This is a genomic window from Streptomyces sp. NPDC014801, from assembly GCF_043082085.1.
GTDB lineage: Bacteria > Actinomycetota > Actinomycetes > Streptomycetales > Streptomycetaceae > Streptomyces.
Window position 1 is genome coordinate 350,316 of sequence record NZ_JBIBXG010000010.1, and the last position, 24,460, is coordinate 374,775.

Annotated in this window: 22 protein-coding genes; 9 read left to right on the forward strand and 13 right to left on the reverse strand. The window is 73.4% G+C overall.

What is annotated here, in order from left to right; translation table 11 throughout:
* Nucleotides 1-201 precede the first annotated feature (201 nt).
* Genes ACF1AL_RS25450 through ACF1AL_RS25470 form a run of 5 tightly spaced genes read left to right on the forward strand, consistent with a single transcriptional unit; the run spans nt 202 to nt 6,018 of the window.
* A complete protein-coding gene (locus tag ACF1AL_RS25450; protein WP_391827493.1) occupies nt 202-3,150 on the forward strand; it encodes a nitrate- and nitrite sensing domain-containing protein in 2,949 nt (982 codons plus the stop codon).
* The gene (locus tag ACF1AL_RS25455) at nt 3,147-3,653 is read left to right on the forward strand and encodes a roadblock/LC7 domain-containing protein (protein ID WP_366839303.1); all 507 of its coding nucleotides are present in this window, start codon (nt 3,147-3,149) and stop codon (nt 3,651-3,653) included. Before ACF1AL_RS25450 ends, ACF1AL_RS25455 begins: the two co-directional genes overlap by 4 nt.
* Complete coding sequence (locus ACF1AL_RS25460) at nt 3,650-4,072, forward strand: DUF742 domain-containing protein (RefSeq protein WP_386583420.1); 423 nt, start codon at nt 3,650-3,652, stop codon at nt 4,070-4,072. Before ACF1AL_RS25455 ends, ACF1AL_RS25460 begins: the two co-directional genes overlap by 4 nt.
* A complete protein-coding gene (locus ACF1AL_RS25465; RefSeq protein WP_366839301.1) occupies nt 4,053-4,709 on the forward strand; it encodes an ATP/GTP-binding protein in 657 nt (218 codons plus the stop codon). The genes ACF1AL_RS25460 and ACF1AL_RS25465 overlap by 20 nt, the downstream gene beginning before the upstream one ends.
* A gap of 43 nt (nt 4,710-4,752) precedes the next feature.
* A complete protein-coding gene (locus ACF1AL_RS25470) occupies nt 4,753-6,018 on the forward strand; it encodes a styrene monooxygenase/indole monooxygenase family protein (RefSeq protein WP_384206655.1) in 1,266 nt (421 codons plus the stop codon).
* A gap of 101 nt (nt 6,019-6,119) precedes the next feature.
* Here the strand turns inward: ACF1AL_RS25470 and ACF1AL_RS25475 are convergent, their stop codons facing one another.
* The 4 genes from ACF1AL_RS25475 to ACF1AL_RS25490 all read right to left on the reverse strand — a co-directional run bounded on the left by ACF1AL_RS25475 (nt 6,120) and on the right by ACF1AL_RS25490 (nt 9,807).
* On the reverse strand, nt 6,120-7,355 hold the full coding sequence (locus ACF1AL_RS25475) for an NlpC/P60 family protein (protein ID WP_391827495.1): 1,236 nt from the start codon (nt 7,353-7,355) through the stop codon (nt 6,120-6,122).
* 102 nt (nt 7,356-7,457) lie between these two features.
* A complete protein-coding gene (locus ACF1AL_RS25480) occupies nt 7,458-7,847 on the reverse strand; it encodes a hypothetical protein (RefSeq protein ID WP_366839298.1) in 390 nt (129 codons plus the stop codon).
* Nucleotides 7,848-7,857: 10 nt separating this feature from the next.
* Complete coding sequence (locus ACF1AL_RS25485; RefSeq protein ID WP_391703469.1) at nt 7,858-8,511, reverse strand: TetR/AcrR family transcriptional regulator; 654 nt, start codon at nt 8,509-8,511, stop codon at nt 7,858-7,860.
* A gap of 354 nt (nt 8,512-8,865) precedes the next feature.
* Entirely contained in the window at nt 8,866-9,807 is a 942-nt protein-coding gene (locus ACF1AL_RS25490; protein WP_366839296.1) for a diiron oxygenase, read from the reverse strand.
* A gap of 178 nt (nt 9,808-9,985) precedes the next feature.
* Between ACF1AL_RS25490 and ACF1AL_RS25495 the strand changes: the two genes are divergently transcribed.
* A complete protein-coding gene (locus ACF1AL_RS25495) occupies nt 9,986-11,095 on the forward strand; it encodes a ferritin-like domain-containing protein (RefSeq protein ID WP_391819555.1) in 1,110 nt (369 codons plus the stop codon).
* A 29-nt stretch (nt 11,096-11,124) separates the two neighbouring features.
* Nucleotides 11,125-12,063 carry a hypothetical protein gene (locus ACF1AL_RS25500; RefSeq protein ID WP_391827498.1) on the forward strand — a complete coding sequence of 313 codons (939 nt, stop codon included), beginning with the start codon at nt 11,125-11,127 and terminating at the stop codon, nt 12,061-12,063.
* Between the two features lies 1 nt (nt 12,064).
* Here ACF1AL_RS25500 and ACF1AL_RS25505 read toward each other — a convergent pair whose 3' ends face one another.
* From ACF1AL_RS25505 to ACF1AL_RS25535, 7 genes are all read right to left on the reverse strand, one after another.
* Complete coding sequence (locus tag ACF1AL_RS25505) at nt 12,065-12,583, reverse strand: DUF3291 domain-containing protein (RefSeq protein WP_386419016.1); 519 nt, start codon at nt 12,581-12,583, stop codon at nt 12,065-12,067.
* Between the two features lie 94 nt (nt 12,584-12,677).
* The gene (locus ACF1AL_RS25510) at nt 12,678-14,135 is read right to left on the reverse strand and encodes a penicillin-binding transpeptidase domain-containing protein (RefSeq protein WP_391827500.1); all 1,458 of its coding nucleotides are present in this window, start codon (nt 14,133-14,135) and stop codon (nt 12,678-12,680) included.
* Nucleotides 14,132-15,502, reverse strand: a complete 1,371-nt coding sequence (locus ACF1AL_RS25515) for an FtsW/RodA/SpoVE family cell cycle protein (protein WP_366839290.1) — start codon at nt 15,500-15,502, stop codon at nt 14,132-14,134. The genes ACF1AL_RS25510 and ACF1AL_RS25515 overlap by 4 nt, the downstream gene beginning before the upstream one ends.
* A gap of 50 nt (nt 15,503-15,552) precedes the next feature.
* Nucleotides 15,553-16,161 carry an SH3 domain-containing protein gene (locus ACF1AL_RS25520; RefSeq protein WP_391827503.1) on the reverse strand — a complete coding sequence of 203 codons (609 nt, stop codon included), beginning with the start codon at nt 16,159-16,161 and terminating at the stop codon, nt 15,553-15,555.
* Nucleotides 16,162-16,513: 352 nt separating this feature from the next.
* Entirely contained in the window at nt 16,514-17,764 is a 1,251-nt protein-coding gene (locus ACF1AL_RS25525; protein ID WP_366839287.1) for a HAMP domain-containing sensor histidine kinase, read from the reverse strand.
* A complete protein-coding gene (locus tag ACF1AL_RS25530; RefSeq protein WP_391827505.1) occupies nt 17,761-18,612 on the reverse strand; it encodes a hypothetical protein in 852 nt (283 codons plus the stop codon). The genes ACF1AL_RS25525 and ACF1AL_RS25530 overlap by 4 nt, the downstream gene beginning before the upstream one ends.
* Nucleotides 18,613-18,711: 99 nt before the next feature.
* Nucleotides 18,712-19,218 (reverse strand): dual specificity protein phosphatase family protein, encoded by a 507-nt coding sequence (locus ACF1AL_RS25535; protein ID WP_391697942.1) that lies wholly within the window; start codon nt 19,216-19,218, stop codon nt 18,712-18,714.
* Between the two features lie 117 nt (nt 19,219-19,335).
* Between ACF1AL_RS25535 and ACF1AL_RS25540 the strand changes: the two genes are divergently transcribed.
* Entirely contained in the window at nt 19,336-20,139 is an 804-nt protein-coding gene (locus tag ACF1AL_RS25540; protein ID WP_384206678.1) for a nuclease-related domain-containing protein, read from the forward strand.
* Nucleotides 20,140-20,253: 114 nt separating this feature from the next.
* Here the strand turns inward: ACF1AL_RS25540 and ligD are convergent, their stop codons facing one another.
* The gene (ligD, locus tag ACF1AL_RS25545) at nt 20,254-21,144 is read right to left on the reverse strand and encodes a non-homologous end-joining DNA ligase (RefSeq protein WP_391827507.1); all 891 of its coding nucleotides are present in this window, start codon (nt 21,142-21,144) and stop codon (nt 20,254-20,256) included.
* Nucleotides 21,145-21,179: 35 nt separating this feature from the next.
* Here ligD and ACF1AL_RS25550 point away from each other — a divergent pair, with 35 nt between their 5' ends.
* Nucleotides 21,180-22,283: a Ku protein gene (locus ACF1AL_RS25550; RefSeq protein WP_391827509.1), complete on the forward strand. Its 1,104-nt coding sequence runs from the start codon at nt 21,180-21,182 to the stop codon at nt 22,281-22,283.
* 318 nt (nt 22,284-22,601) lie between these two features.
* On the opposite strand, the gene ACF1AL_RS25555 is transcribed toward ACF1AL_RS25550, so the two are convergent.
* Nucleotides 22,602-24,386 (reverse strand): beta-ketoacyl-[acyl-carrier-protein] synthase family protein, encoded by a 1,785-nt coding sequence (locus tag ACF1AL_RS25555; protein ID WP_391697954.1) that lies wholly within the window; start codon nt 24,384-24,386, stop codon nt 22,602-22,604.
* Between the last annotated feature and the right edge of the window lie 74 nt (nt 24,387-24,460).

Genomic DNA, 24,460 nt, shown 5'->3' on the forward strand with positions numbered 1-24,460 from the left:
CCAACCGGCCCGCCGCGCAAGGCGGCTGCACGGGCCAGAGGAACTTGCCCGCCAACTCCCCTCCGAGGTTCACTCCTTCGGGTGGCGGGCCAGGCGATGCCCGTCCGCTGCCCACCGGCACTGGGAGGGTCGGGAACCGTACCGGACGCACGCGCCGACTGACGGGGCGTCATCCGGTCCCATGGCTACACGAGTACAGGAATGCGAGCACCGGTGCAGAAGACGCGGCCTCGGCGCACAGGCAGGCAGTCGGCCCCCGAAGGGGGCGTGCAGCCCCCCGTCGGCAAGGGCCGCCCCACCCATGTACGCAATCGGCTGATCGTCGCCGTCGCGGTGGTGGCCGCGGCCATCGCGGGCGCCGGCGCGCCGTCCGTCATCGCCGCCTCCGGGCAGCTGAAGGACACCCAGGACCTGGTCACCCTCGCCGGCCAGACCCAGGAGGCGCTCACCCTCGCGCACGCCCTCGCCGACGAACGCGACGACGTCACCTCCTACATCGCCGCCGGCCGGCCCAAGGCCAAGGCCCCCGACGAGCAGCGCAGCGCCCGCGTCGACCGGCAGGTCGAGGAACTGCGCGCCGACACCGACCTGCCCGCCGCCCTGCGCCGCGACCTCGACGGCATCGCCGCCGTCCGCCGCGCCGCGCTCACCGGCAAGAGCGGCGCGCTGGAGGCCCACCAGGCGTACTCCGCCGCGATCACCGAGCTGCACCGGCTCACCGAGCAGCTCGCCCAGCAGACCCCGCCGCGGGCCGGCGCCGGCGCGTACGCCCTCGCCGAGCTGGACTCCGCCGTCCAGCAGGCCGCCGCCACCCGCGGCCTGCTGCTCGCCGCGCTGAACGTCCCCGGCGGCACACAGAGCACCATCGACCCGGTCACCGGCCTGCCCGAGACCGGCTCCGACTCCTCCTCGGGCGCCGCCAAGCAGCGCGACGCGCTCACCGCCGCCGCCCAGCAGGCCCGGCTGCGCTCCGACGCCGCCCTCGCCGACTTCCACCAGTCGGCGCCGAGCCAGGCCGTGGCCTCCTACGACTCCACCGTCACCGGTCCGGAGACCACCACCGCGGAGAAGTACCTCGCCGGCCTCACCGACCAGCCCACCCTGGACGACGACGAGCTCGACACCTCCACCCGCAAGCTCGACGCAGCGCTGTCCGCGCGGATCGAGCTGATGCGCGGCGCCGAGTCCGCGCTCTTCGAGCACCGCACCAAGGACCTGGAGAAGCTGCGCGACGACGACGTCACCGCGCTGGAGATCCGCATCGCCGTCCTCGGCGCGCTGGTCCTGCTCGCCATCGGCACCGCCACCGCCATGGCCCGCAGCCTCACCCGCCCCCTCGCCGTGCTCCGCCGCGGCTCGGCCCGCCTCGCCGAGGCCGAGGACCCGGCCGGTCAGGAGCCGGTGAAGTTCACCGGCCGCAACGACGAGTTCGCCCAGGTCGTCCGGTCCGTCAACGCCCTGCACGCGCACGCCGCCGCCCTCGCCGAGCGCGTCGCCACCCTGGAGTCCGACCGCAAGCACCTGGTCGGCCAGCGGCAGAAGATGGCCGACGCCCGCGAGGAACTGCGCGCCGAACTCGCCGAGTCCGCCGCCCAGCTGGACCGGCTGCGCACCAGCATCGGCTCCACCTTCGTCAACCTCGCCCTGCGCACCCTCGGCCTGGTCGAGCGTCAGCTCGCCGTCATCGAGGGCCTGGAGGAGCGCGAGCAGGACCCCGACCGCCTGGCCACGCTCTTCAAGCTGGACCACTTCGCCACCGTCATGCGCCGGCACAGCGAGAACCTCCTCGTCCTCGCCGGCACCGAACACGTCCAGCAGCACGCGGGTCCCGTCCCGCTGGTCGACGTCGTCCGCGCGGCCGTCAGCGAGATCGAGCGCTACGAACGCGTCCGCATCGCCGCGCTGCCGCCGCACGCGCACGTGGCCGGCTTCGCCGCCGACGACCTGTCCCACCTGCTCGCCGAACTCATGGAGAACGCCACCGCGTTCTCCCCGCCCGACCTGCCCGTCGAGGTCTCCGGCTGGCTGCTGGAGAGCGGCGAGGTCATGCTCTCCGTCCAGGACGAGGGCATCGGCATGACCGACGAGCGCATGCAGCGGCTCAACGCCCGCCTGACCGACTTCGACCCCGAGACGCCCTACGACCAGGAGGGCGAGGACGGCCTCGGGCTCGGCCTCTACGTCGTCGCCCGCCTCGCCCACCGGCACGGCGTACGGGTACGGCTGCGCGAGCAGAAGCAGGGCGGCACCGCGGCGGTCGTCGTCGTACCGCAGCCGCTGCTGGCCGCGGCCCCGGCGGCCGCCGTCGCCCCGCCCGCCCCCAGCGCGAGCACCACCCAGACCTTCACCCTCCCCGGCGCCGACGCGGAGGCCAACTCCAACGTCCTGCACAGCCGCGCGAGCGAGGGCGACCGCCTGATCGCCCTCGCGGAACGAGCGGTCCGCGACCAGGAGCACGCCGAGCGGCCGACCGAGACCGCCGCCCAGGACGGGCCGACGGAGCCCGAGGAGGCCGGCGCCGGGTCGACGGAGCCGGCCGGGGAGGCCGGGACCTGGTCCGCGGAGGCGGAGACCCGTTCCGGCCAGCGGGCCGAGCAGGCCGAGCGGCCCGAGCAGGCCGAGCGGGCCGAGGAGCCCGGCGAGGCCGTACCGCGCCCGGCGGCGCCGGTGGAGTCCCCGTCCGAGATGACGATGGAACTGCTGATCCCGTCCCCCAAGACGGAGGAAGCCCCCCAAGCCGCGCCCGCTCCCGCCCCCGAAGCCGCGGCCGCCGACGGCGGGCACGCCCCACAGGGGCCGCCACCCGCACCCGACCACGAGACCCGCACGGGCGGTGCGGCTGGGAACGCCGGGAACGAAACCGCCGAAGGCGAAGCCGAGGCGGAGGCGGAGGCGGAACACCACCGCACCGCCGACGAGGAGGACCAGTACACCGCCAAGGGCCTCCCCAAGCGCACACCCAAGATCACCGCCCCCACCCCGGCGGAGCGCCCCCGCACCAAGTCGGTGGACGCCGAGGCCCTGCGCCGCAGGCTCGGCGGCTTCCGCCAGGGCGCCACCGCCGGCTACCGCGCTGCGGAGGCGGAGATCGCCGAGCAGACAGGCCAGACCAGGACCACGGGGGGCACAGTCGAGGAGGCAAGCAGTTGACCGCGCCCAGTACCTTCGGCCTGAGCAGTGAAGCCCGCAACCTGCACTGGCTGTTGAGCAACCTCGTCGAGGAGGTCCCCGGCATCCTCTCGGTCGCCGTGGTCTCCTCCGACGGCCTGCTCCTGCTCTCCTCCGACCACGACCGCAACCTCGAGGCCCGGGAGTCCCGCCAGGCCGACCGCCCGGCCGGCCCCCGCGGCTCCGCCGCCGACCTCGCCACCATCGTCTCCGGCATCGGCAGCCTCACCATCGGCGCGGCCAAGCTGATGGACGGCGGCGCCGTGAAGCACACGATGGTCGCCATGGAGGAGGGCAGCCTGTTCGTGATGTCGATCAGCGACGGCTCGCTGCTCGGCGTGCACGGCTCCGCGGACTGCGACATGAGCGTCGTGGCGTACCACATGGCCCTGTTCGTGGGCCGCGCCGGCCACGTGCTCACCCCCGAACTCCGCAGCGAACTGCGCCAGTCACTGGAGTCCTCCTCGACGGGGAGCGAGCGATGAGCAGCATGTCCCATGCGGCCAAGGGCCAGTTGCCGGTGCGCGGCGGCGACCGCAAACCCGCCCGGGTGCGCCCCTATTCGCTCACCGGCGGCCGTACCCGCTTCGGCCACGTCCTGCTCGTCGAGACCTTCGTGGCGGCTCTGGACGCCCCGGAGGAGCGCAAGGAGCTGACGAACGGTAGTCTCGCCACCCGCGTGATGCCGGAGATGCGGGCCATCGTCGAACTGTGCCGCCGTATGCGCACGGTGGCCGAGATCGCCGCGCTGCTGAAGATGCCGCTCGGCGTGGTCCGCGTCCTGCTGAGCGACCTCGCGGACCAGGGAAAGATCCGCGTGTACGGAACGGGCACCGGCCATGGCACGGGCCGTCCGGACCGCGCGCTGCTGGAAAGGGTGCTGAGTGGACTCCGTCGTCTCTGACGCCGCTCGTGGCGTCTCCCCGCTCGTCGAGGCGGCCCACGCCGCCGAGCCCGACGAGGAGCTGAAGTCCTGGCAGACGGACCGCACCCGCGCCCCCATCGCCACGAAGATCGTCGTGGCGGGCGGGTTCGGCGTCGGCAAGACCACGCTGGTCACGTCCGTCTCGGAGATCACGCCTCTGCAGACCGAGGCGCTGATGACCGAGGCGAGCCAGGAGACCGACGACCTCACGGCCACGCCGGGCAAGCTGACCACCACCGTGGCCATGGACTTCGGCCGCATCACGCTCGACGACGACCTCGTGCTGTACCTGTTCGGCACGCCCGGCCAGCAGCGGTTCTGGTTCATGTGGGACGACCTGGTGCGCGGCGCGATCGGCGCGGTCGTCCTGGCCGACACCCGCCGGCTGAAGGACTGCTTCCCGGCGCTGGACTACTTCGAGAGCTGCGGGCTGCCGTACGTCGTCGCGGTCAACCACTTCGACGGCACCGAGCTGTTCGACCCCGAGGACGTGCGCGAGGCCCTTACGATTCCTCCGCACATACCTGTCATGATCATGGACGCGCGGCGCCGGATCTCGGTGATCGAGACGCTCCTCGCCCTCGTGGCCCACGCGCTCGAGGAAACCCCCGAGTAGTCCCACTCGGACCCGAGTAGTCCACCTAGGAGAGATGTTCCGCATGCGGAAGATACTCGTCGTGGGGGCCGGCCAGTCCGGCCTCCAGCTCGCCCTCGGCCTGCAGTCGCACGGCTACGAGGTCACCCTGATGTCGAACCGGACCGCGGACGAGATCCGCTCCGGCCGGGTCATGTCCACGCAGTGCATGTTCCACACGGCGCTGCAGCACGAGCGTGACCTCCAGCTGAACTTCTGGGAGTCCCAGGCCCCGAAGATCGAAGGACTCGGCGTCTCGGTGGCGGCCCCCGGCTCCTGGGCGGAGGGACCCGCGGCCCGCGCCATCGACTGGGTGGGCCGGCTCGACGGGTACGCCCAGTCCGTGGACCAGCGCGTGAAGATGGCCGGCTGGATGGAGACCTTCGCCCAGCGCGGCGGCCAGCTCGTCATCCACGGCGCCGCGGTCTCCGACCTCGACTACTTCTCCCGCGCCTACGACCTCGTCCTGGTCTCCGCCGGCAAGGGCGAGCTGGTGTCGATGTTCGAGCGCGACGCCTCCCGCTCCCCGTACAGCGAGCCGCAGCGCGCGCTGGCCGTGGCGTACGTGCACGGTCTCGGCCCGCGCCCGGAGCACCCGGACTTCGACGCCGTCCGCTGCAACCTGGTGCCCGGTGTCGGCGAGCTGTTCATCATGCCGACGTTCACCGTGTCCGGCCGCGCCGACATCCTGTTCTGGGAGGGCATACCCGGCGGCCCGCTCGACGTCTTCAAGGGCGTCAAGGACCCGGCGGAGCACCTCTCCCTGACCCTGGAACTCATGGAGCGGTACACCCCCTGGGAGTACGCGCGGGCCACCAAGGTCGAGCTGACCGACGCCGGCGGCACGCTGGCCGGCCGGTACGCGCCCACCGTGCGCAAGCCGATCGGGCGGCTGCCCGGCGGCGGCGCGGTCCTCGGCGTCGCCGACGTGGTTGTCGCCAACGACCCCATCACCGGGCAGGGCTCCAACTCGGCGTCCAAGTGCGCGGCCGCCTACCTGGCCTCCATTCTGGAGCACGGCGACAAGCCGTTCGACGAGGACTGGATGCAGCAGACCTTCGACCGGTACTGGCAGACCGCGCAGCACGTCGTGAAGTGGACCAACGCGATGCTGGCGCCGCCGCCCGAGCACGTCCTGAACCTCATCGGCGCGGCGGGCGAGCTCCAGCCGGTGGCCGACCGGTTCGCCAATGCGTTCAACGACCCGGCCGACTTCGAGAACTTCTTCTACGAGCCGGAGAAGACGGCCGCGTACCTCGGCGAGGTCACGGGGGCGCCCGCCGCCTCCTAGGGCGGCTTCCGGCGTGGCGGTCGCCTCCTGGCAGTCGCCCCCTGGCGGGCGCCTCCTGGGGGCGGCCGCCGCGTCGTTCCCCGGGGCCGGGCCGTCGCTTGTCAGAGGGCGGTCGGGGCGGTCGGCTTCTCGGGGTCGGGGCGTACCGCTCCGAGGATGGGGTGCGCCGCGATCGGGGAGAGTCTGATCCTCTCGCCGGTGCGCGGCGCCTCGATCACCGTGCCGCCGCCGGCGTACAGCGCCACGTGCGTGGCCTCGGGGAAGTAGACCACCAGGTCGCCGGGGCGCAGCGCGCGCAGCGGGACGTGTTTCAGGCGCGCCCACTGCTCCTGGCTGGTGCGCGGGATCGGGGTGCCGGCGGCCCGCCACGCCTGCGACGTCAGGCCCGAGCAGTCGTACGACCCCGGGCCCTGCGCGCCCCAGGCGTACGGCTTGCCGAGCTGCCGCCGCGCGTACCGGACGGCCCGCTCGCCCTCGCCGGACGGCTTGTCGTCACCGCCGTCCAGCGCGCCCGAGGCGAGCAGACTGCGCTGGGCCTCGGCGGTGCCGGTGCGCTCCAGCGCGGTGAGCGCGCTCAGCTGGTCGGCGCTGAGCGAGGCCAGCAGCTTCTCCACCTCGTCGAGGCGCCGGCGGATGTCGTCGCGCTGCTTCTTCTGCTTCTCGGTGAGGGTCAGCTGCTGGTCGAGCGCGGTCCGGGCGCGGCGGGCCAGGTCGGCGGCCTTGCGCTCGCTGCCGGTGAGGCGGCCGATCGTCTCGGCCCGCTCCCGCGCCAGCCGGCCGATCACATGGCCCTCGTCGAGGGCGTGCTGCGGGTCGCGCGCGAGCAGCAGGCGCAGGTACGGGGAGAGGTCGCTGCTGTTCTGGTACTGCTGGCGGGCGAGGCGGCCGGCCTCACCGCGGCCGGCGTACAGGGACAGACGGGCCCGCGTCAGCTCCGTGTCCAGCCGGGACACCTCGGCGCGCTTGCGCTTCAGCGCCTCCTCGGTGGCGTTGTAGGCCTCGGTAGCCTGCTCGGTCTGCCGGTAGAGCTTCTGAAGGTCCGTCAGGAGGTCGGGGAGGGACCTCGGGGGCGCGTCGGCTGCGGCCGGTGCGTCTGGTGTGTCGCTGGTGTCGCTGGTGTCGCTTGTGTCGGTTGCGTCTGGTGTGGCGCTGGGTGCGCCGGGTGCGGTGGGTGTGCCGAGAGCGCCGGGTGCGAGGTCCGGTGCCTCCGTCGTCGGGTTCTGTGCGTCTGCCGACGGCTGTGGTGCCTGCGGTACGGCCATGGCGTGGGCGGGCGCGAGGGCGAGCTGCGCCGCCGCCACCGTCGTACCGACGAGACGCAGCAGCTTTCCTGACACGTCATCACCTCCGGTGCGGGGCAGCCCCTCTGCTCCGCACCGCGAGCGTGGGACGGGGGCGCGAGGTGCGCGCGCGGGGCTGCGCGGACCGGCGCAAGGGTGTCACTCGTGCGGGTCGTCCGGGTTGCCGTCCGGCGTGGCGTCTGGCGTGGCGCCGGGTGTCGCGTCCGGCTTGGTGCGCGGTGCGGTGTCCGGGGCGGCCTTCGGCGCGGCTTCCGGAGCCGTGGCCGGCTTCGACCAGGGCCAGCGCAGGCGGGCGCCCCGCGTGTCACCCTCGGGGTCGAAGGCGTACTTCCAGCCCTGCGTCAGGCCCAGGCGCTTGCTCTGGCCGCGCGGGACACGGCGGTACACCAGCACCGTGGGCTTGCCGCCGGCCGCGTCCGGGACCGGGATGCGGTACGTCTTCGGGGGGTGGCCGGTGGGGCCGAGCAGGACGGGGAGCACCCTGCCGTCCATGGGGCCGCCCTCGAAGGGGGTGTCTTCGCTCTTCACGGCACCAGTCTCAGACATCCCCGGACAGCGCGGCGATCACGGCGGCGGTCTGCCGGTCGCGCTCCGCCGTCACGCCGAGCGCGGCGACGAACTGCTCCACGAGCCAGTCGCGCAGCTCGGGGGCGGGCGGCTGCTTGTCCTCGTCGAGCCACATGAGGGACGCGGCCTCCACGGAGGTGATCCACATGCGGACGGTCATACGGAGGCGGGGGCCGGGGGCCTTGACGCGCAGGTGGTGGTAGATGTGCTCCGCGGCGGTGCGGCGTACTCCGTCCACGATGGCGGTCGTGCGGGACGTCTCCACGACGCTGCCGCCCTGGAGGAGGGCGCTGAAGCCGGCGTCGTGCTCGTCGACGAAGGCGAGGTAGCGGTCCAGGGCGCGGGAGAGGCGGCCGAGGAGGGGGCCGTCGTGCGGTTCGTCGAAGCAGAGCTGCAGCTGCTCTGCGGCGGAGCGGAGGGCGGCCTCGTAGAGCTGCTGCTTGCCGCCGGGGAAGTAGCGGTAGACGAGGGGCCGGGAGACTCCGGCGGCTTCCGCGACGTCGTCCAAGGACACCTCCTCCGGGGCCCGGTGCGCGAACAGCGACAGGGCGGCGGTGAGCAGCTGGCTGCGCCGCTCCTCGACGCTCAGCCGGCGGTAGGCGGGGGTGGGGGCGGAGGGGGTCATGCCCGCAGCGTAACCCTGCGGGGCTTGAGCGGGTGGGTGCGGTGTCTTGCCGGGTGCGGGTCTCGTCGTGGCTGGTCGCGCAGTTCCCCGCGCCCCTTATACGCCTGCGGCGGCCTGCGCGGGTCCGGTGGGGGCTGCTGTAGCGCCTTCTGCCGGGTGGGCGCGTAGCTGCGGGCAGTCGTGCCTCCCCCAAGCTCTTCGAGCAGGGGGGACCCCCAGGGCGGCACGGGTGGGCGCAGCGGCGCCCCGTAGCGCCGGGTTGCGCACCCCACGGCGGTCACCGCACCCCCGGTGCCTCGCACCGCAGGGCTTCGTGCCCCACGGCGGTCACCGCACCCCGGGCCCAACGGGCCGTTACGCCAAGAGGCCCGAGGACTTCCACAGGCGGCGGCCCACGCCTCGGAGGACGCCGATGTCGTCCAGGAAGTCCGTCAGCCGCTTCGCCCCGGTCTGCATGACCTCACGCCGATGCCCGCTCGCCTTGACCTGCGCCATCGCCTCCCGCTTGTCCAGGCCCACGTTCGTGTAGACCTCGGGGTTGATGAAGGCGATGGAGAAGACACGGGCGAACTCACCGGAGGTGACCCGCGTGAACTCCTGCGACCACTTCGGCGCCGTCAGCATCTGCCGCCGCAGTTCCTCACGCGCGTACCGGACATGGCGCGCCTCCTCCACCACGTGGATCCGCGTGACGCCCCGGATCAGCGGCTGCACCCGCTCGTCCGGGAACGTCAGCCGCTGCATCCAGTCCAGCACCTCCTCGCCGAGCAGCGTCGCCGTGAAGGACCCCGGGGTCGTGGAGATCGTCTTGAACAGGCGGCCCAGGTTCTGGTGGACCCGGCTCACCGGGTACCAGGGCGTGCCGCCCCGCGAGATCACCCGCGCGAACATCTTCGAGTGCCGGCACTCGTCCTCGATCTCGGTGAGGGCGTAGCGGACGTGCGCGCTCGTCGCCGCCTTGTCGTAGATGTGGCGGACGAGCAGCTGCATCAGGATCAGTTCGAACCAGATGCCCAGCGAGGCCAGCGCCGCGGCCTCGTGCTGGGAGAGCAGGATCCGCTGCTCCTCGCTCATCCGCTTCCACAGCGGGGTGTCGTACAGCGACACCAGCTCCGGCGGCCAGAACCACTTGCCCTCTTCGAAGGGCGCGTCCCAGTCCAGCTCCTTGTCCGGGTCGAAGGAGTGCTTCGCGGAGGAGGCGAGGAGGCGTTCGGCCACCTGTTCGCGGTCCTTGAGCAGGCCGAGCGCGTCACGCAGCCCGTCCAGCGCGTCGGCTTCCGTCAGGGTCGTCGTCATGGCTGATCCACCTCGTCGTGCGGGGGGCAGGGCGGGGTTACCCGCCGGTCACTCTCTTATAAGACTGCCTGTCAGCAAGGTCGTCAATCCCCCCTGCACGAACTTGTTTCCGGTCGCCCTCGGGGGTGTGGGCCGGAACTCGTTGACCCCGCGCCCACCCCGTGTGAGCCTGCCGTGCATGCCGACCTTCGACCTGTACGCCGACGACCCCGGTGCCTCCCACTGGCAGGTGCCCGCCTCCGGCGCGGCCCGCTTCAGCTGGGAGTACGACGACGGCCGCGACCGTCTGCTCGCCCTGTACCAGAAGGGCAAGGACAAGCAGTGGGACGGCGCCAGGCGCATCGACTGGGACCTGGAGGTCGACCCCTGCGACCCGCTCGGCACGCCCGACGAGGCGATGAGCGTGTACGGCAGCCGGTACTGGGACGCGATGTCCGCCCGGGACCGCGCCGAGCTGCGCCGACACTACGCGTCCTGGCAGTTCAGCCAGTTCCTGCACGGTGAGCAGGGCGCCATGATCTGCGCGGCGCGGATCGTGGAGTCGGCGCCGGACATGGACGCCAAGTTCTACTCCGCCACCCAGACCATGGACGAGGCCCGGCACGCCGAGATCTACGGCCGCTTCCTGCACGAGAAGATCGGGCTCGTCTACCCGATCAACGACAATCTGCAGGCGCTGCTCGGGGACACGCTGCGCGACAGCCGGTGGGACATGCCGTACCTCGGGATGCAGGTCCTCATCGAGGGCCTGGCGCTCGCGGCGTTCGGCATGATCCGGGACACCACCGACAAGCCGCTGCCGAAGCAGATCCTGGCGTACGTCATGCAGGACGAGGCCCGGCACGTCGCCTTCGGGCGGATGGCGCTGCGCGACTACTACCGGCAGCTCACCGACGCGGAGCTCAGGGAGCGCGAGGAGTTCGTCATCGAGGGCTGTCATCTGATGCGCGACCGGCTGCGGGGTACGGAGGTGCTGGAGAACTTCGGCATCCCCAAGGCCGAGGCCGAGCGGCTCAGTGAGCACTCCGAGTTCCTGCGGCTGTTCCGCAAGCTGCTGTTCAGCCGGATCGTGCCGTGCGTGAAGGACATCGGCCTGTGGGGCAAGCGGCTGCAGCAGGCGTATGTCGACATGGGTGTCCTGGAGTTGGGCGACTCCGACCTGGACCTGCTGATGACCCAGGACGAGGAGATCGCCGAACGGCTCGACGCCGAGCGCTTCGCGGCGGAGGAGCGGGAGCGGGTCGAGGAGGTGCGAGCGGCCATCGAGCAGGGGGCGGGCGAGGGCTGACCGTCACCCGCGTGGAGTACGGTTCTGGCGTGTCCACGCCTCCGCAGAATCCTTACGGCCAGCCGCAGCAGCCCTACGGCGGGCCACAGCAGCCCTACGGAACCCCGCAGCAGCCGCAGCCCTATGGAGCGCCGCAGTCCCCGGGCCCCTACGGCCAGCAGCAGCCGTACGGTCAGGGCCAGCAGCAGCCCTACGACCAGGGCCAGCAGCTCTACGGACAGGGCCAGCAGCCCTACGGCCAGCAGCCGCCCGGTCCGTACGGGCAGCAACCCGCCGCCCCCTACCCGCCGCAGCCGCAGGGCTGGGGCGTGCCGCCCATGGCGCCGCCGCCCAAGCGGCGGGTCGGGCTGGTCGTCGGCATCGTCGCCGGGGTCGTCGCCCTGATCGTCGTGATCGTGGCCGGGCTCGCGATGATCGGCTCCGCCAAGGGCGGCGGCTTCCCCGAGGCGAAGAACAAGCTCGTGCTGTCCAAGACGCTGCTCGGCGGGCGCTACCTGCTGGCCCAGGACCTGTCCGACTCCGAGGGGCAGCAGATCGAGCGGGAGGCGGACCGCTCCTGGGACGCCAAGGACACCCAGGCCGTCGTCGGCCAGTACACCCTCGGCGGCAACCAGACCAAGGGCACCTTGGTGGTGTCCGGCATGTACGGGCGGTTCAAGAACACCGACCAGGCCCGCAACAACATGATGAAGGGCGCCGCCGACGGCGACCGCGCCAAGGTCGCCGTACCGCCGAAGGACTTCCACCCCGACGGCTCCGGGCTCACCATCACCTGCGAGGTGCTCACCCAGGAGCAGATGGGCACCACCCTGACCGTGCCGATGTGCGCCTGGGCCGACGAGAACACCGGCGCCTCCGTCGGCGAGGTCACCTCCGAGACGGCGACCAAGGACCCGCAGCAGATCGACCTGGAGGCCGCCGCGAAGACCGCCCTCCAGGTCCGCACCGAGCTGATCAAGCCGGTCTGAGCTACACGGGGCACTCCAGGTCCTCGGTGACGCCCCGCGCGGGTGCCTCGCCGGGGACCGGCTCCGCGTGCTGCGCCGGGAACGACGTACGCAGCGTGAAGGCGTACGGCGTCGGGCCGTGCGCGCGCAGGTGCAGCAGCCGCGCCTCCGCCTCGGCGACGGTCGGGCGGTGGCCGGCGGGCACCCACCACAGCGCCGTCATCGCCTCCCGCACCCGCTCGAACCACTCGCGGCGTCGGGCCAGCATCTCCCGGTGCCGGCCCTGGTACATGAACGCCGTCAGCGCGTCCGCGTCCCGCCACACCGACATGTTGACGATCAGCCAGGCATCGCCGAAGACGGGGATGTCGGTCGCGTCGCCGCCCTCGCTCTGCAGCCGCCACAGGAAACCGGGAGCGGCGTCGGCGTCGGCGTTGACCGGGTCGAGGTGGTCGACGAAGTCCTTCAACTCCGGCGAGTCCAGCGGGAATCGGAGGCGGGCGATGTTCACCTGGGCGAGTTCGAAAGCGGCGTCGGTCATGACCGAACGGTAGGTCGGCCGTCCGCCCCGCGGCACCCCCCGTCTCACGACCTGAACACCGCCCGCGTCACCGGATCGGGCCCGCAGCTGTGCCTCAGGAGTCGAGCACCGCCTGCATCACCGCCCGGGCGATCGGGGCCGCCGTCCCGCCGCCGCTGATCTCGCCCCGGTTCGCCGAGGCGTCCTCCACCACCACGGCCACCGCGACCCGCGCCTCCATGTCCCGCTCGTCCTGCGCCCACGACACGAACCACGCGTACGGCGTACCGGAGTTGCCGAGCCCGTGCTGGGCCGTGCCCGTCTTGCCGCCCACGATCACGCCGGGGATCGCCGCGTTGGTGCCGGTGCCCTCGCGCACCACGCCCTCCATCAGCTCCCGCAGCTTCGCCGCCGTCGACGGCAGCATCGCCTGCCGGGCCGGCCGCGGAACGGCCGTCCGCACGGTCGCCCCGCCGCGCCGCACCGTGCGCTCCACCAGGTACGGCGCCTTCAGCCGGCCCCCGTTGGCGACCGCCGCCGCCACCATCGCCATCTGCAGCGGCGTCGCCCGCGTGTTGTACTGCCCGATCGACGACAGCGCCAGCTGCGCCTGGTCCACGGTCGTGTCGAAGGTGCTGGGCGCCACCGAGAACGGGATGCGCACCCGCTGGTCGTTGAAGCCGAAGCCCTGCGCCGTCCGCACCATCCGCTGCGCCCCCACGTCCACGCCCAGCTTGGCGAACACCGTGTTGCAGGACCACTCGAAGGCGTCCCGCAGCGACGCGTCCCGGCAGCCGTCGCCCTCGTTCGTCAGCCGGGTCGTCGTCCCCGGCAGCCGGTAGGGGTCGGGGGAGAACGTCGGCTCGTCGAGGTCCGTCACCACGTGCGCGTCCAGCGCCGCCGCCGCGGTGACCACCTTGAAGGTGGAACCCGGCGGGTACGTCTGCCGCACGGCCCGGTTCAGCATCGGCTTGTCCGGGTCGGCGTTCAGCCGCGCCCAGGCGCGGGCCGCCTCCGGCCCGTTTCCGGACAGCGCGGCGGGGTCGTACGACGGGGACGACACCAGCGCCAGGACGCGCCCCGTCGCCGGTTCGATCGCCGCCACCGCGCCCTTGCGCCCGGCCAGCTCCCGGTACGCCGCCTGCTGCGCCTGCGGGTCGAGCGTGGTCACCACGTCACCGCCCGGGTCCCGGGCCCGGGTCAGGTCGCTCACCAGCGGCAGCGACGACAGCAGCGGGTCGGTGCCGGCCAGCACGCCGTCCTCGGTGTGCTCCAGCAGCGTCGTGCCGTACACCTGTGAGGAGAACCCGGTCACCGGCGCGTACAACGGCCCGTCCGTGTAGGCGCGTTCGTAGCGCAGCTGCTCCCCGGTGTCCCGGGAGCCGGTGACCGGCTGCCCGCCGACCAGGATGTCACCGCGGGGCTGGGCGTAACGGGCGATGGTCTGGCGCCGGTTGGCCGGGTTGTCGTCGTAGCCGCCCGAGAGGACGACCTGCACGCGGGCGGCGTTGACCAGCAGGGCGAGCAGCAGCAGCGCGCTGAAGACGGCGGCGTGGCGGATGGTCCGGGTCACGGCGCCTCCGGGTGGGCGCCGGGCCGGCGGGCGGAGTCGCTGAGCCGGATGAGCAGCGCGAGGATGGCCCAGTTGGTCACCACCGACGACCCGCCCTGCGCGAGGAACGGCATCGCCATCCCGGTCAGCGGGATCAGCCCGGTCACCCCGCCGGCGATGACGAACACCTGCAGCGCCACGATCGAGGCGAGGCCGACGGCGAGCAGCCGCCCGAACGGGTCGCGCAGCGCCAGCCCGTACCGGAACCCGCGCTCCACGACCAGGCCGTACAGCAGGAAGATGGCGGACAGCCCCGCCAGCCCCAGTTCCTCGCCCGCGGTGGCGAGGATGAAGTCGGACTTGGCGGCGAACCCGATGAGCACGGAGTGCCCGAGCCCGAGGCCGGTGCCGAGGATCCCGCCCGCCGCGAAGGCGAACAGCGACTGGGCGAGCTGGTTGGGCCCCTGTCCCGCCTCGATCGAGGCGAACGGATGCAGCCAGTCCTCGATCCGCGCGTGCACATGCGGCTCCAGCCGCCCCACGGCGACGGCGCCCAGCGCGGCGAGCAGCAGCCCGACGGCGATCCAGCCCGAGCGCCCGGTCGCCACGTACAGCAGGACGACGAAGAGCCCGAAGAACAGGAGCGAGGTCCCGAGGTCCCGCTCCAGCACCAGCACCCCCACGCTCAGCAGCCACACGGCGACGATCGGGCCGAGCACCCGCCCGGTCGGCAGCTGCATCCGCCACACCCGCCGTCCGGCGTACGTCAGGGCCGTGCGGTTGGCCGCGAGGTAGGCGGCGAAGAACACCGCCAGCAGCACCTTGGCGAACTCGCCGGGCTGGATGGAGAACCCGGCGATCCGGATCCAGATCCGCGCCCCGTTCACCGCCGGGAAGAGGATCGGCAGCGTCAGCAGCGCCAGCGCGGCGGCCACGCACACGTAGGCGTACCGCTGGAGGACCCGGTGATCGCGCAGCAGGGCGACGACGACGATGAAGAAGCCGACCCCGAGCGTCGACCAGATCAGCTGGGTCGGGGCGGCCTGGTCGCCGGGCGTCTGCAGGTCGAGCCGGTAGATGAGGACGAGACCGAGCCCGTTGAGCAGGACGCCGATCGGCAGCAGCAGCGGATCGGCGTGCCGGGCGCGCAGCCGGACGGCGAGATGCGCCACCAGCGCGAGCACGCCGAGCCCGGCGCCGTAGCCGGCGGCGCCGGGCGGCACGACGCCGGTGCGGGCCAGCCCCACCGCGCAGTAGCCGTACACCGACAGCAGGACGGCCACGACGATGAGGGCGAGTTCGACGCCGCGGCGCCGGGGGAGGGGCACCGGGGGAGCGGGCGTGTCCGCCGCCACCACGGTGATTCCGGTGGTTCCGGCCTTCGTCATGTCCGGAACTTACCCAAATAGACCGTCTTGCGCTCCCCTGTGAGGGTGTGTCAGCACCAGCGGGGGGAACGCCCCAGCTCCTGGATGTACCGCGCCGACCCCCACGCCCAGGTGCCGTCGGTCAGCAGGTACCAGACCCGGTTGCCGTCGACGCGCTGCCCGTTGGTCTTGCAGTAGATGCTGACGATCTCGCCGCGGTGGACGGCACGGATGACCTGGCTCCCCCGGTCGGGCGCACTGCGCAGCAGCAAGGTACCGGCGGTGACCCGCCCCCGCGCGAGCCCCTGCCCGTGCTCCCCGCCGCCGCCACCGTCCTGCCGGCCCCCTTGCTCGCCGCCGTCGCCGCCGCCCTGCCAGGAGCCCTGGCCGCCGCTCTGCGTGTCGCCGCCCTGGCCGCCGCCTTGCTCGCCACCGCCTTGCTCGCCACCGCCCTGCTCGCCACCGCCCTGCTGCCAGCTGCCCTGCTCGCCGCCGCCCTGCTGACCGCCGTCGTCCTGCCCCCCGCCCCCGCCCTGCTCCCCACTCCCCTGACCGGTGGAGGAGGAGCCCTCCCCCCACCCGTCGTCGGCGAAGGCGGGCGACACGGCAACGGACCCGAGACACAAGGCCCCGGCGGCAACAGCTATGGCGAGCCGGGCGATACGGGGGTGCTGGGACATGGGGGATACCTCCCTGACGGACAAACCTGACTAACCGCCACGTTAGGAGCGCGCAGGGGGGTGCGCGCGACGGGCTGGGCCATCGGGAGGGGGTGACGGCAGGGGCACGGGGAGGAGATCCGGACGGGGTCCGTGGCGGAGCCCCGTGACGGTGCCTCTTGCGCAACCGAACGGGTGGGCGGGTGGGAAAACCCCCCGGGGTCCGGGGCGGAGCCCCGAGGCGGCACGTCTCGCGCAAGGGGGTCACCCCCCGGGGTCCGGGGCGGAGCCCCGCGGCGGCACCTCTTGCGCAAGGTGGTCACCCCCCGGGGTCCGGGGCGGAGCCCCACGGCGGCACCCCTTGCGCAAGGGGTCACCCCAGCGCAGCCCCCGGCAGGGACAACGTGGCGACCGCCCCACCCCCCACCGCGTTCGCGAACACCAGCCGCGCCCCCAGCACCTCCGCCTGCCCCAACGCGATCGTCAGCCCCAGCCCATGCCCCTTCGCACCACCTTCGGTACGGAACCGCTGCGGCCCGTGCTCGACGAGGTACTCCGGATACCCGTCCCCGTGATCCCGCACGGTCACCACGGGCCCGTCCACCGTGACGACGACCGGCGCCCGCCCGTGCCGGTGGGCGTTGGACACGAGGTTCCCGAGCACCCGTTCCAGCCGCCGCCGGTCGGTCTCCACGCGCGCGTCCCGCACCACGCGCACCTCGGTGGGCGTCCCCGACGCCCGCACCACCCGCTCGGCCAGCGCCCCGAGCTGCTCGCTGTCGACGTCGAGCCTCTCCCGCCCGGTGTCCAGCCGGGAGATCTCCAGCAGGTCCTCGGTGAGGGTGCGCAACGCGGCCACCCGGTCGCGCACCAGCTCGGTGGGCCGCCCCGGAGGCAGCAGCTCCGCCGCCGCGTGCAATCCGGTGAGCGGTGTCCGCAGCTCGTGCGCCACGTCGGCGGTGAACCGCTGCTCGGCCAGGAGCTTGCCCTGGAGGGAGGCGGCCATGGAGTCCAGCGCGGAGGCGACGGCGGCGACCTCGTCCTGCGGCCGGGACGGGTCCCCGGCCCGCGGATCGTCCACCCGCGCGTCCAGGTCCCCGGCGCTGATCCGCCGCGCGACCCGTGCCGTGGCGTGCAGCCGCCGCGTCACCCGGGTCACGGCGAACGCCCCCACCAGCACGGTCGCCCCGATCGCCAGCGCGGAGGACCACAGGATCGCCCCGTCGAGCCCCTGGATGGTGCGGGCCTGCTGCGCGTAGTCCACGCGGACGGCGAGCGCGTGCCCGCCCTCGACGGGCCCCGCCGCCCACATCGCCGGCTGCCCGTGGTGCCGGCCGACCATCGTGCCGCGCTGCCCGTCCGCGGCGAGCCGGCGCAGCGACGGCGGCAGCTCCGGGGGATCCACCCCCGCGTCCGGCAGCAGCGTGTCCCCGGCCTCGAAGGCCTGCGTGGCGTCGGCGAGCCGGGCGAGCGCGAGGTCGCGGGCCTGGCCGACGGTCTGGTCGGTCACCTGGACGTGCACGAGGACGCCGAGCAGCGCGGCCAGCGCGCAGCACATCACGGTGATGAAGGCGGCCGCCTTCACGGCGAGCGCCCCGGACCACTGAGGCAGCAGGGGCCTCATCGCGCACCTGCCGACCCGGAGGCCGAAGGAGAGACGGAAGGCCCCGGGGGAGAGGCCGAGCCCGAGCCCGAACCCGAACCCGAGCCCGAACCCGAGGCCGAGCCGGAGGCCGAGGGCGAGGGGGAGGCAGACCCCTTACGAGGCGCCCGCCCCGCATGCCCGCCCCCCATCCGCACCATCTCGTCGTGCGTGAGCAGCATCGCCTTCTGGTCCGGATCCCAGGTCCACTCCAGCCGGTACTCGTACCGCGCCAGGTCCGACGGCGAGCTGAGCACGAGCGAGCGCCCCGCCACCTCGACGGCGCTGACCGCGTCCTCCCACTTCATGACCTGCACCAGCCGGTGGCGGTCGACGGTGTACACCCGTACGGCCGTCATGGGTCCCGGCAGCAGCCGGAAGCCCAGCGCCAGGTCGTCGTGCCCGTCGCCGGTCAGGTCCCGGTAGTAGGGCTTGAGCACCGGGCACCGCCCCCGTTCGGGTCCCTGCCCGCAGTCGTCGTCGACCAGACGGGCGGTCTGCGGAAACGTCTCCCCGCTCTTGCCGCCGGCCTTGTAGGTGTCCGGATGCGCGGCGATCTCGGCGCGGACGATCGCCGCCGGGTCGACCTTGCGGATGTCGTCCCCGGGCACGGCGACGCCCTTGACGACCTCGCGCTCGACCTCGTCGATGTCGTACGCCGGAGAGGCCGCCGGTGTCAGTTCCGGCCACAGCCGGGCCGGGCTCACCGCGACCCGCGTCGGCCCCGCGCCCTGCAGCGCACCGCTGTCCCCGCAGCCCGCGGAAACCGCCCCCAGCACGAGCGCGAGGGCGGCGACGAGGACGGCACGCGAGCGGCGGCTGCGAGGCACGGGACTCCTGTGGATCGACGTGTTCGAGGGCCCCGTACACGATATTCGTAGGTAAGTCCTTTTTGCTGACCTGGGGGCCGCCCGCCGGGCGGCGGAACCCTACTCGGCGAGCTCCTCCAGCAGCCGTACCGTCGACAGGCCGGCCCTCAGGTACGCGACGAACAGCTCGTTGTGCAGGGCCCACGGCGAGCGACGGGACCGTATCAGCCGTATGGCCTCCTCGGCCGAGTGGCCCCGGTGGATCAGCGCCTGCGCGATCACCAGCCCGGAGCGGTTGTAGCCGTGGTAGCAGCGCACCAGCACCCTGCGGCCCTCGTCCAGGGCCTCGCCCACCGCACGGGCCAGCCGCAGCACGCCGGCCAGCTGGGTGCCGTCCAGCGGCCCGTCCGGGATGTCCCACACATGGTGCTCCACGCCGGGGTCCGGCCCGTGCCCCGGCAGCCGCAGCAGGGTCTGCACGAGATCGAACTCGTCCCGTACGACGGCGAACTCCAGCCGCCCGGACGCCCCCCGGAACTCGTGCCCGCCCATCCACAGGCCGGGCAGGATCTCGTTCCACGGGCTGTCCGGAGCGGGGACGTCGGGCTGCTTTCCACGCGTACGCAAGGGCGCCTCCCCAACCGCGCCGACCAGTGTCCCGCCCGCGCAACTCCCTCCCAAGGTAGCCGCCTTCTTGCCCCGGGAGCACCCCGCCTGTTCCCATGGTCAATGGGGTGATGGTGCATGAGCCGACTGCGCGTCATACCGACCTACCGGCACGGCCGCGAACGTCTGTACGTCTGCCACACGGACGGCCGGAACATCGCCTGGTACGACCGTGAGGCCGGCCGGGTGAACCTGCTCAGCGAGGACCACCGCGAGGCCGTCCTGGACGCCCTGGGGCCGTTCCTCACCGGCCAGGTCACGGTGGGGCCGCCGCCCGTGCCGACCCCGGCCGAGCTGGCCCGGCTGAGCCTCCACCCGGACGACGACCTCGCCCCCAACCGCCCCGGCGAGGCCCTCCTCGTCGCCCTGGAACGCGACCCGGGCCCCGCGCACCGCCTGCGCCCCGACCCGCGCCGCCGGGCCCTGGAGGCGGAGCAGACCGTCGGCGAGGCCCTGGACCGCCTGGACGGGGCCGGCTGGCACGCGCTGCACTCGCTCCCGCTGCCGGGCGGCGACCGCGTCCACCACCTGCTCGTCGGCCCCGGCGGCATCTTCGCGCTGCACGCCGTGCCCGCCCGCAAGCAGCGGGCCACGGTCGCCGACCCGTTCCTCACGCTGGGCCGCCGCGACCCCGTGCCGCTGCTACGGGACCTGCGGGCCGTCGCCGCCCGCGCCTCCTACGCGCTGACCGCCGAGGTCCGCCCGGTGCTGTGCCTGGTCACCCCGGCGTCGGTGCAGGTCACCGCCCCGCCGCGCGAGGTCCGCGTGCTGACCGACACGGAGGTGCCGGAGCTGGCCCGCCAGGGCGGCGTCCTGAAGCCGGCCGACGTGGAGGCCCTGCACGCGATGGCGCGCGACCGTACGACGTGGACGAAGGTGTGACGCGGTCCTTCTGTATCGCCGTTGGGTGGTGACGTCGGGGCGGCGTGACCGCTGACGCTCGGGCGTCGGGATGCGGGGGCGTGCGGGGGCGTCGCGCATCGGTCCCGCCGTGGGTCAGTCCTCCCCCGGCAGCGCCCCCGCCCGCCGTTCGTCCAGCAAGGGGGCCAGCAGGTCGCCGTAATCCTGCAGCCGGGGCGCGATGTCGGCGGCGGCGAACGCCAGCTGCTCCGGCGCCCCGCACTGCTCGACCTCCTCCCAGGTCACCGGCGCCGAGACCCACGGGTGGGACCGGGCGCGCAGCGTGTAGGGCGTCGCCGTGGTCTTGCGGGCGGCGTTCTGGCTCCAGTCGACGAACACCTTCCCGGGCCGCAGGCTGCGCGTCATCCGGTGCAGGGCCAGCCGCGGCATGGTCCGCTCGGCCTCGACGGCGAGCTGCTTGGCGTACTCGGACGTGCGTTCGGAGGGCGCGGGCCGCACGGCGGCCAGCAGGTGCAGCCCCTTCGACCCCGAGGTCTTCGCATACGCCTCGATCCCGTCCTCGGCGAGCCGCTCCCGCAGCCACAGCGCGACCTCGCAGCACTCGACGACGGTGGCGGGCGGCCCCGGGTCGAGGTCGAAGACGATCCGGTCGGCGACGTCCGGCGTCTGCACGCGCCACTGGTGTGTGTGGAACTCCGCGACCTGGTTCGCCGCCCACATCAGGCTCGCCAGGTCCTGGACGACCACCATCCGCGTCGGCCCCTCCGAGCGCGGCACGGGGGCGGTGGTGACCCAGTCGGGCGTACCCGGCGGCACGTTCTTGGTGAAGAACAGCTGCCCGTCCGGCCCGTCCGGATAGCGCAGGAACGACACCGCACGGTCGCGCAGATGGGGCAGCAGCGCCTCGGCCGTGGTCGCGTAGTAGTGCAGCACCTCGGCCTTGGTGAACCCGGTCGCGGGATACAGCACCTTCTCCAGGTTGCTGAGCGCGATCCGCCGCCCCTCCACCTCTGTGATCGGCGTCATACGATGAGAATCCCATGCAAACGGGAGATATCAGTATGCATGCGGACGAACCCGACCGAAAGGGTGTGCACGTGAGATCCATATGGAACGGCGCCATCTCGTTCGGCCTGGTCAGCATCCCGGTCAAGCTCTTCAACGCGACCGAGAACCACTCCATCTCCTTCCGCCAGATCCACACCGAGGACGGCGGCCGCATCCGCTACCGCAAGGTCTGCGAAGTGGAGGAACGCGAGGTCACGTCGGCGGAGATCGGCAAGGGCTACGAGGACGCCGACGGCACGATCATCCCGATCACCGACGAGGACCTGGCCCGGCTGCCGATCCAGACGGCGAAGACGATCGAGATCGTGGCCTTCGTCCCGGCCGACCGGATCGACCCGCTCCAGATGGACGCCGCGTACTACCTCGCCGCGAGCGGCGCCCCCGCCGCCAAGCCGTACACCCTGCTGCGCGAGGCGCTCAAACGCAGCAACAAGGTCGCCATCGCGAAGTACGCCCTGCGCGGCCGCGAGCGCCTCGGCATGCTCCGGATCGTCGGCGACGCCATCGCGATGCACGGCCTGCTGTGGCCGGACGAGGTCCGCGCACCGCAGGGCATCGCGCCCGACACCTCCGTCACCGTCCGCGACAAGGAGCTCGACCTCGCGGACGCCCTGATGGACACCCTCGGTGAGGTCGACCTGGAGGACCTGCACGACGAGTACCGGGAGGCCCTGGAGGAGGTCATCGCCGCGAAGGTCTCCGGCGAGGCCCCGCCCGAGGCGCCCGCTCCTGCGGCCGGCGGCAAGGTCCTGGACCTGATGGCGGCCCTGGAGAACAGCGTGCGCGCGGCCCGCGCCTCCCGCGGCGGGGCGGCCCCCGCCGAGCCCGCCGGGGAGACCGCGAGCGAGGAGGAGGCCGAGGTCAGGCCCCTGCCGCAGCGCAAGACGGCGGCGAAGAAGACGGCCTCCACGGCGAAGAAGGCCCCCGCGAAGAAGACGGCGGCCTCCGGCGAGAAGACCACCGCCGCCACGAAGAAGACGGCGACGTCGAAGTCGGCGCAGGGCACCACGAAGAAGACGGCGGCGAAGAGCACGGCGAAGAAGACGACTGCGAAGACGACGACGAAGAAGACGGCGTCCCGCAAACGCACGGCGTGAGACGGCGGGCGCGGGCCTGGCGCGGGGGGTCGGTGCCGTCGTCGGCGGGTTGCCCGGGGCCGGTGCCGCCGTCGTCCTGCAGCGGGGTCGGGCCTCGGGTGCGGCTGGTGTCTGGCCGCCCGAGGCCGTGTGCCGCCATCGCGGGGGCCGTCCGAGGCCCTGTGCCGCCGCCGTCCGGCGCCCGGACGCGCCCGGATGCCGCGCCGTCGTCGCTCGGCCGCCGGGCTGACCCCCGCCGGCTTCCCGCCGCAGGGATCTGCGCCACCGGCCCCCCGGCCTCCCGGCTCCTGGCTTCCCGAACCCTGGTCCCCGCCCCCGTCAGGCAACCCGCCGCAGCGCCAGCACGGCGTTGTGCCCGCCGAAGCCGAAGGAGTTGCTGAGCACCAGGTCCCCGTCGCTCGGGAGGTCGCGGGGCTCGCCGGTGACGAGATCGATCCCCATAGAGTCGTCGATCTCGGCACTGCCGACGGTGGGCGGTACGACTCCGTTCCGCAGCGTCAGGACGGCGGCCACGGCTTCGACACCGCCCGCGGCCCCCTGCAGATGCCCGAGGTGCCCCTTGAGCGCGGTGACCGGCACGACCCGCTCCCCGAGCACGGCGCGCAGCGCGGCGGCCTCCGCCAGGTCGCCCTCCACGGTCGCCGTCGCGTGGGCGTTGACGTGGACGACGTCGACCACGTGCCCGCCGGCGTCCCGCAGGGCCCGCCGCAGCGCGAGCGCGACACCGCTGCCGCTGGGGTCGGGCGCGGCCATGTGGTGGGCGTCGGCGGACAGCCCCCACCCGGCGGCCTCGCAGTAGATCCGCGCGCCGCGCGCCCGGGCGTGCTCCTCGGCCTCCAGGACGAGCACGCCCGCCCCCTCGCCGTTGACGAACCCGTCCCGGTCCTTGGCGAAGGGCCGCGAGGGCGAGACCCCGCCGTCGAGCGGATGCGTGGACAGCGCCCGCATCGCGGCGAACGAGGCCATGATCGCCGGCGTGACCACGGCTTCGGCGCCACCGGCGAGAGCGACGTCGACCCGGCCGTACCGTATGCGGTCGATGGCCTCCCCGATGGCCTCCGTGCCGGAGGCGCAGGCGCTGGTGACGGTGCGGGCCTCGCCGGTGATGTGCAGGTCGAGGGAGACCTGCGAGGCGGCCTGTGAGGGCACGGTCATGGGCGTGGTGAGGGGCGAGACGCCCCGGGCCCCGCGCTCGCGGAGCTTGCGGTCGCCGCCGACGAGCACGGAGGCGTCGCCGAGGATGGCTCCGAGGCTGACCCCGACCCGCGCGGGATCGACGCCGCTGGCCTCGGTCCCGCCGTCCTGGAACCCGGCGTCCCCCCAGGCCTCGCGGGCGGCGAGCACGGCGAACTGGGCGGCCCGGTTCATCCGCCGGGCGGCGGCCCGCGGCAGCACCTCGCCCGGGTCGACGGGCACGACGCCGGCGACGCGCACGGGCAGCTCGGCGAACTCCGGATCGTCGACCTCGCGTATCCCGTGCCGCCCGTCCAGCAGGCCGTCCCACAACGCCCCGACGCCGAGGCCGAGCGGCGTCACGGCACCGAGCCCGGTGACGACGACCCGCCGGGCCCGCGGAACGGCGGCCTCCGCACCGGGCCGCGCCTGGTACCGCACGACGGCCTCACCGCCGCGCAGGGCGTCGGCGGCCCACGCCCGGACATCGCTGTCGGAGTGAGCGACGCCACTCCCGGCGTCGAGGTCCCGATGCCAGACCCCCCACCGCCGTACGTACGTCTCCTCGACGGCCTCGGGATCGACGACGCGCAGCACGCCGACCCGGTCGCCGTCCCGGAAGGACGCGTCGGTCAGGTCCTGGGACCGCAGCGGCGGCACGCCCTGCGGGTCAACCCGCCGCGCCCCGACGGTGATCCGCGCCTCGCGCGCGACGTCCTGCTCCCGCTCGGGTCCCCCGAGCGCGGGCCGAAGGCTCCACCGGATCCGCTCGGGAGTCTCCGGCACGGTGTGCGTGACGACGTACCAGCACCGCTGTTCGGCGCCTTCGGGGGAGAGGTCGACCAGGTCGCCGGGGATGACCTCGGCGGCGCTGACGGTATGGGGGGTGAGGGGGAGTCGGTTTTCCGGCGTTTCGGGTGAATTGGACATGGTGCAACACGCTTCCTGTGCCCGAACTGGCGTATAGCGGACCCGAATGAGTGAAGCGGGCGAAAGGAAGAAAG

Coding starts and splice junctions, on each gene's coding strand:
- ACF1AL_RS25450 (WP_391827493.1), top strand. CDS start 202: ATGCGAGCACCGGTGCAGAAGACGCGGCCTCGGCGCACAGGCAGGCAG.
- ACF1AL_RS25460 (WP_386583420.1), top strand. CDS start 3,650: ATGAGCAGCATGTCCCATGCGGCCAAGGGCCAGTTGCCGGTGCGCGGC.
- ACF1AL_RS25470 (WP_384206655.1), top strand. CDS start 4,753: ATGCGGAAGATACTCGTCGTGGGGGCCGGCCAGTCCGGCCTCCAGCTC.
- ACF1AL_RS25485 (WP_391703469.1), bottom strand. CDS start 8,511: ATGACCCCCTCCGCCCCCACCCCCGCCTACCGCCGGCTGAGCGTCGAG.
- ACF1AL_RS25490 (WP_366839296.1), bottom strand. CDS start 9,807: ATGACGACGACCCTGACGGAAGCCGACGCGCTGGACGGGCTGCGTGAC.
- ACF1AL_RS25495 (WP_391819555.1), top strand. CDS start 9,986: ATGCCGACCTTCGACCTGTACGCCGACGACCCCGGTGCCTCCCACTGG.
- ACF1AL_RS25505 (WP_386419016.1), bottom strand. CDS start 12,583: ATGACCGACGCCGCTTTCGAACTCGCCCAGGTGAACATCGCCCGCCTC.
- ACF1AL_RS25515 (WP_366839290.1), bottom strand. CDS start 15,502: ATGACGAAGGCCGGAACCACCGGAATCACCGTGGTGGCGGCGGACACG.
- ACF1AL_RS25520 (WP_391827503.1), bottom strand. CDS start 16,161: ATGTCCCAGCACCCCCGTATCGCCCGGCTCGCCATAGCTGTTGCCGCC.
- ACF1AL_RS25525 (WP_366839287.1), bottom strand. CDS start 17,764: ATGAGGCCCCTGCTGCCTCAGTGGTCCGGGGCGCTCGCCGTGAAGGCG.
- ACF1AL_RS25540 (WP_384206678.1), top strand. CDS start 19,336: ATGAGCCGACTGCGCGTCATACCGACCTACCGGCACGGCCGCGAACGT.
- ligD (WP_391827507.1), bottom strand. CDS start 21,144: ATGACGCCGATCACAGAGGTGGAGGGGCGGCGGATCGCGCTCAGCAAC.
- ACF1AL_RS25550 (WP_391827509.1), top strand. CDS start 21,180: ATGCATGCGGACGAACCCGACCGAAAGGGTGTGCACGTGAGATCCATA.
- ACF1AL_RS25555 (WP_391697954.1), bottom strand. CDS start 24,386: ATGTCCAATTCACCCGAAACGCCGGAAAACCGACTCCCCCTCACCCCC.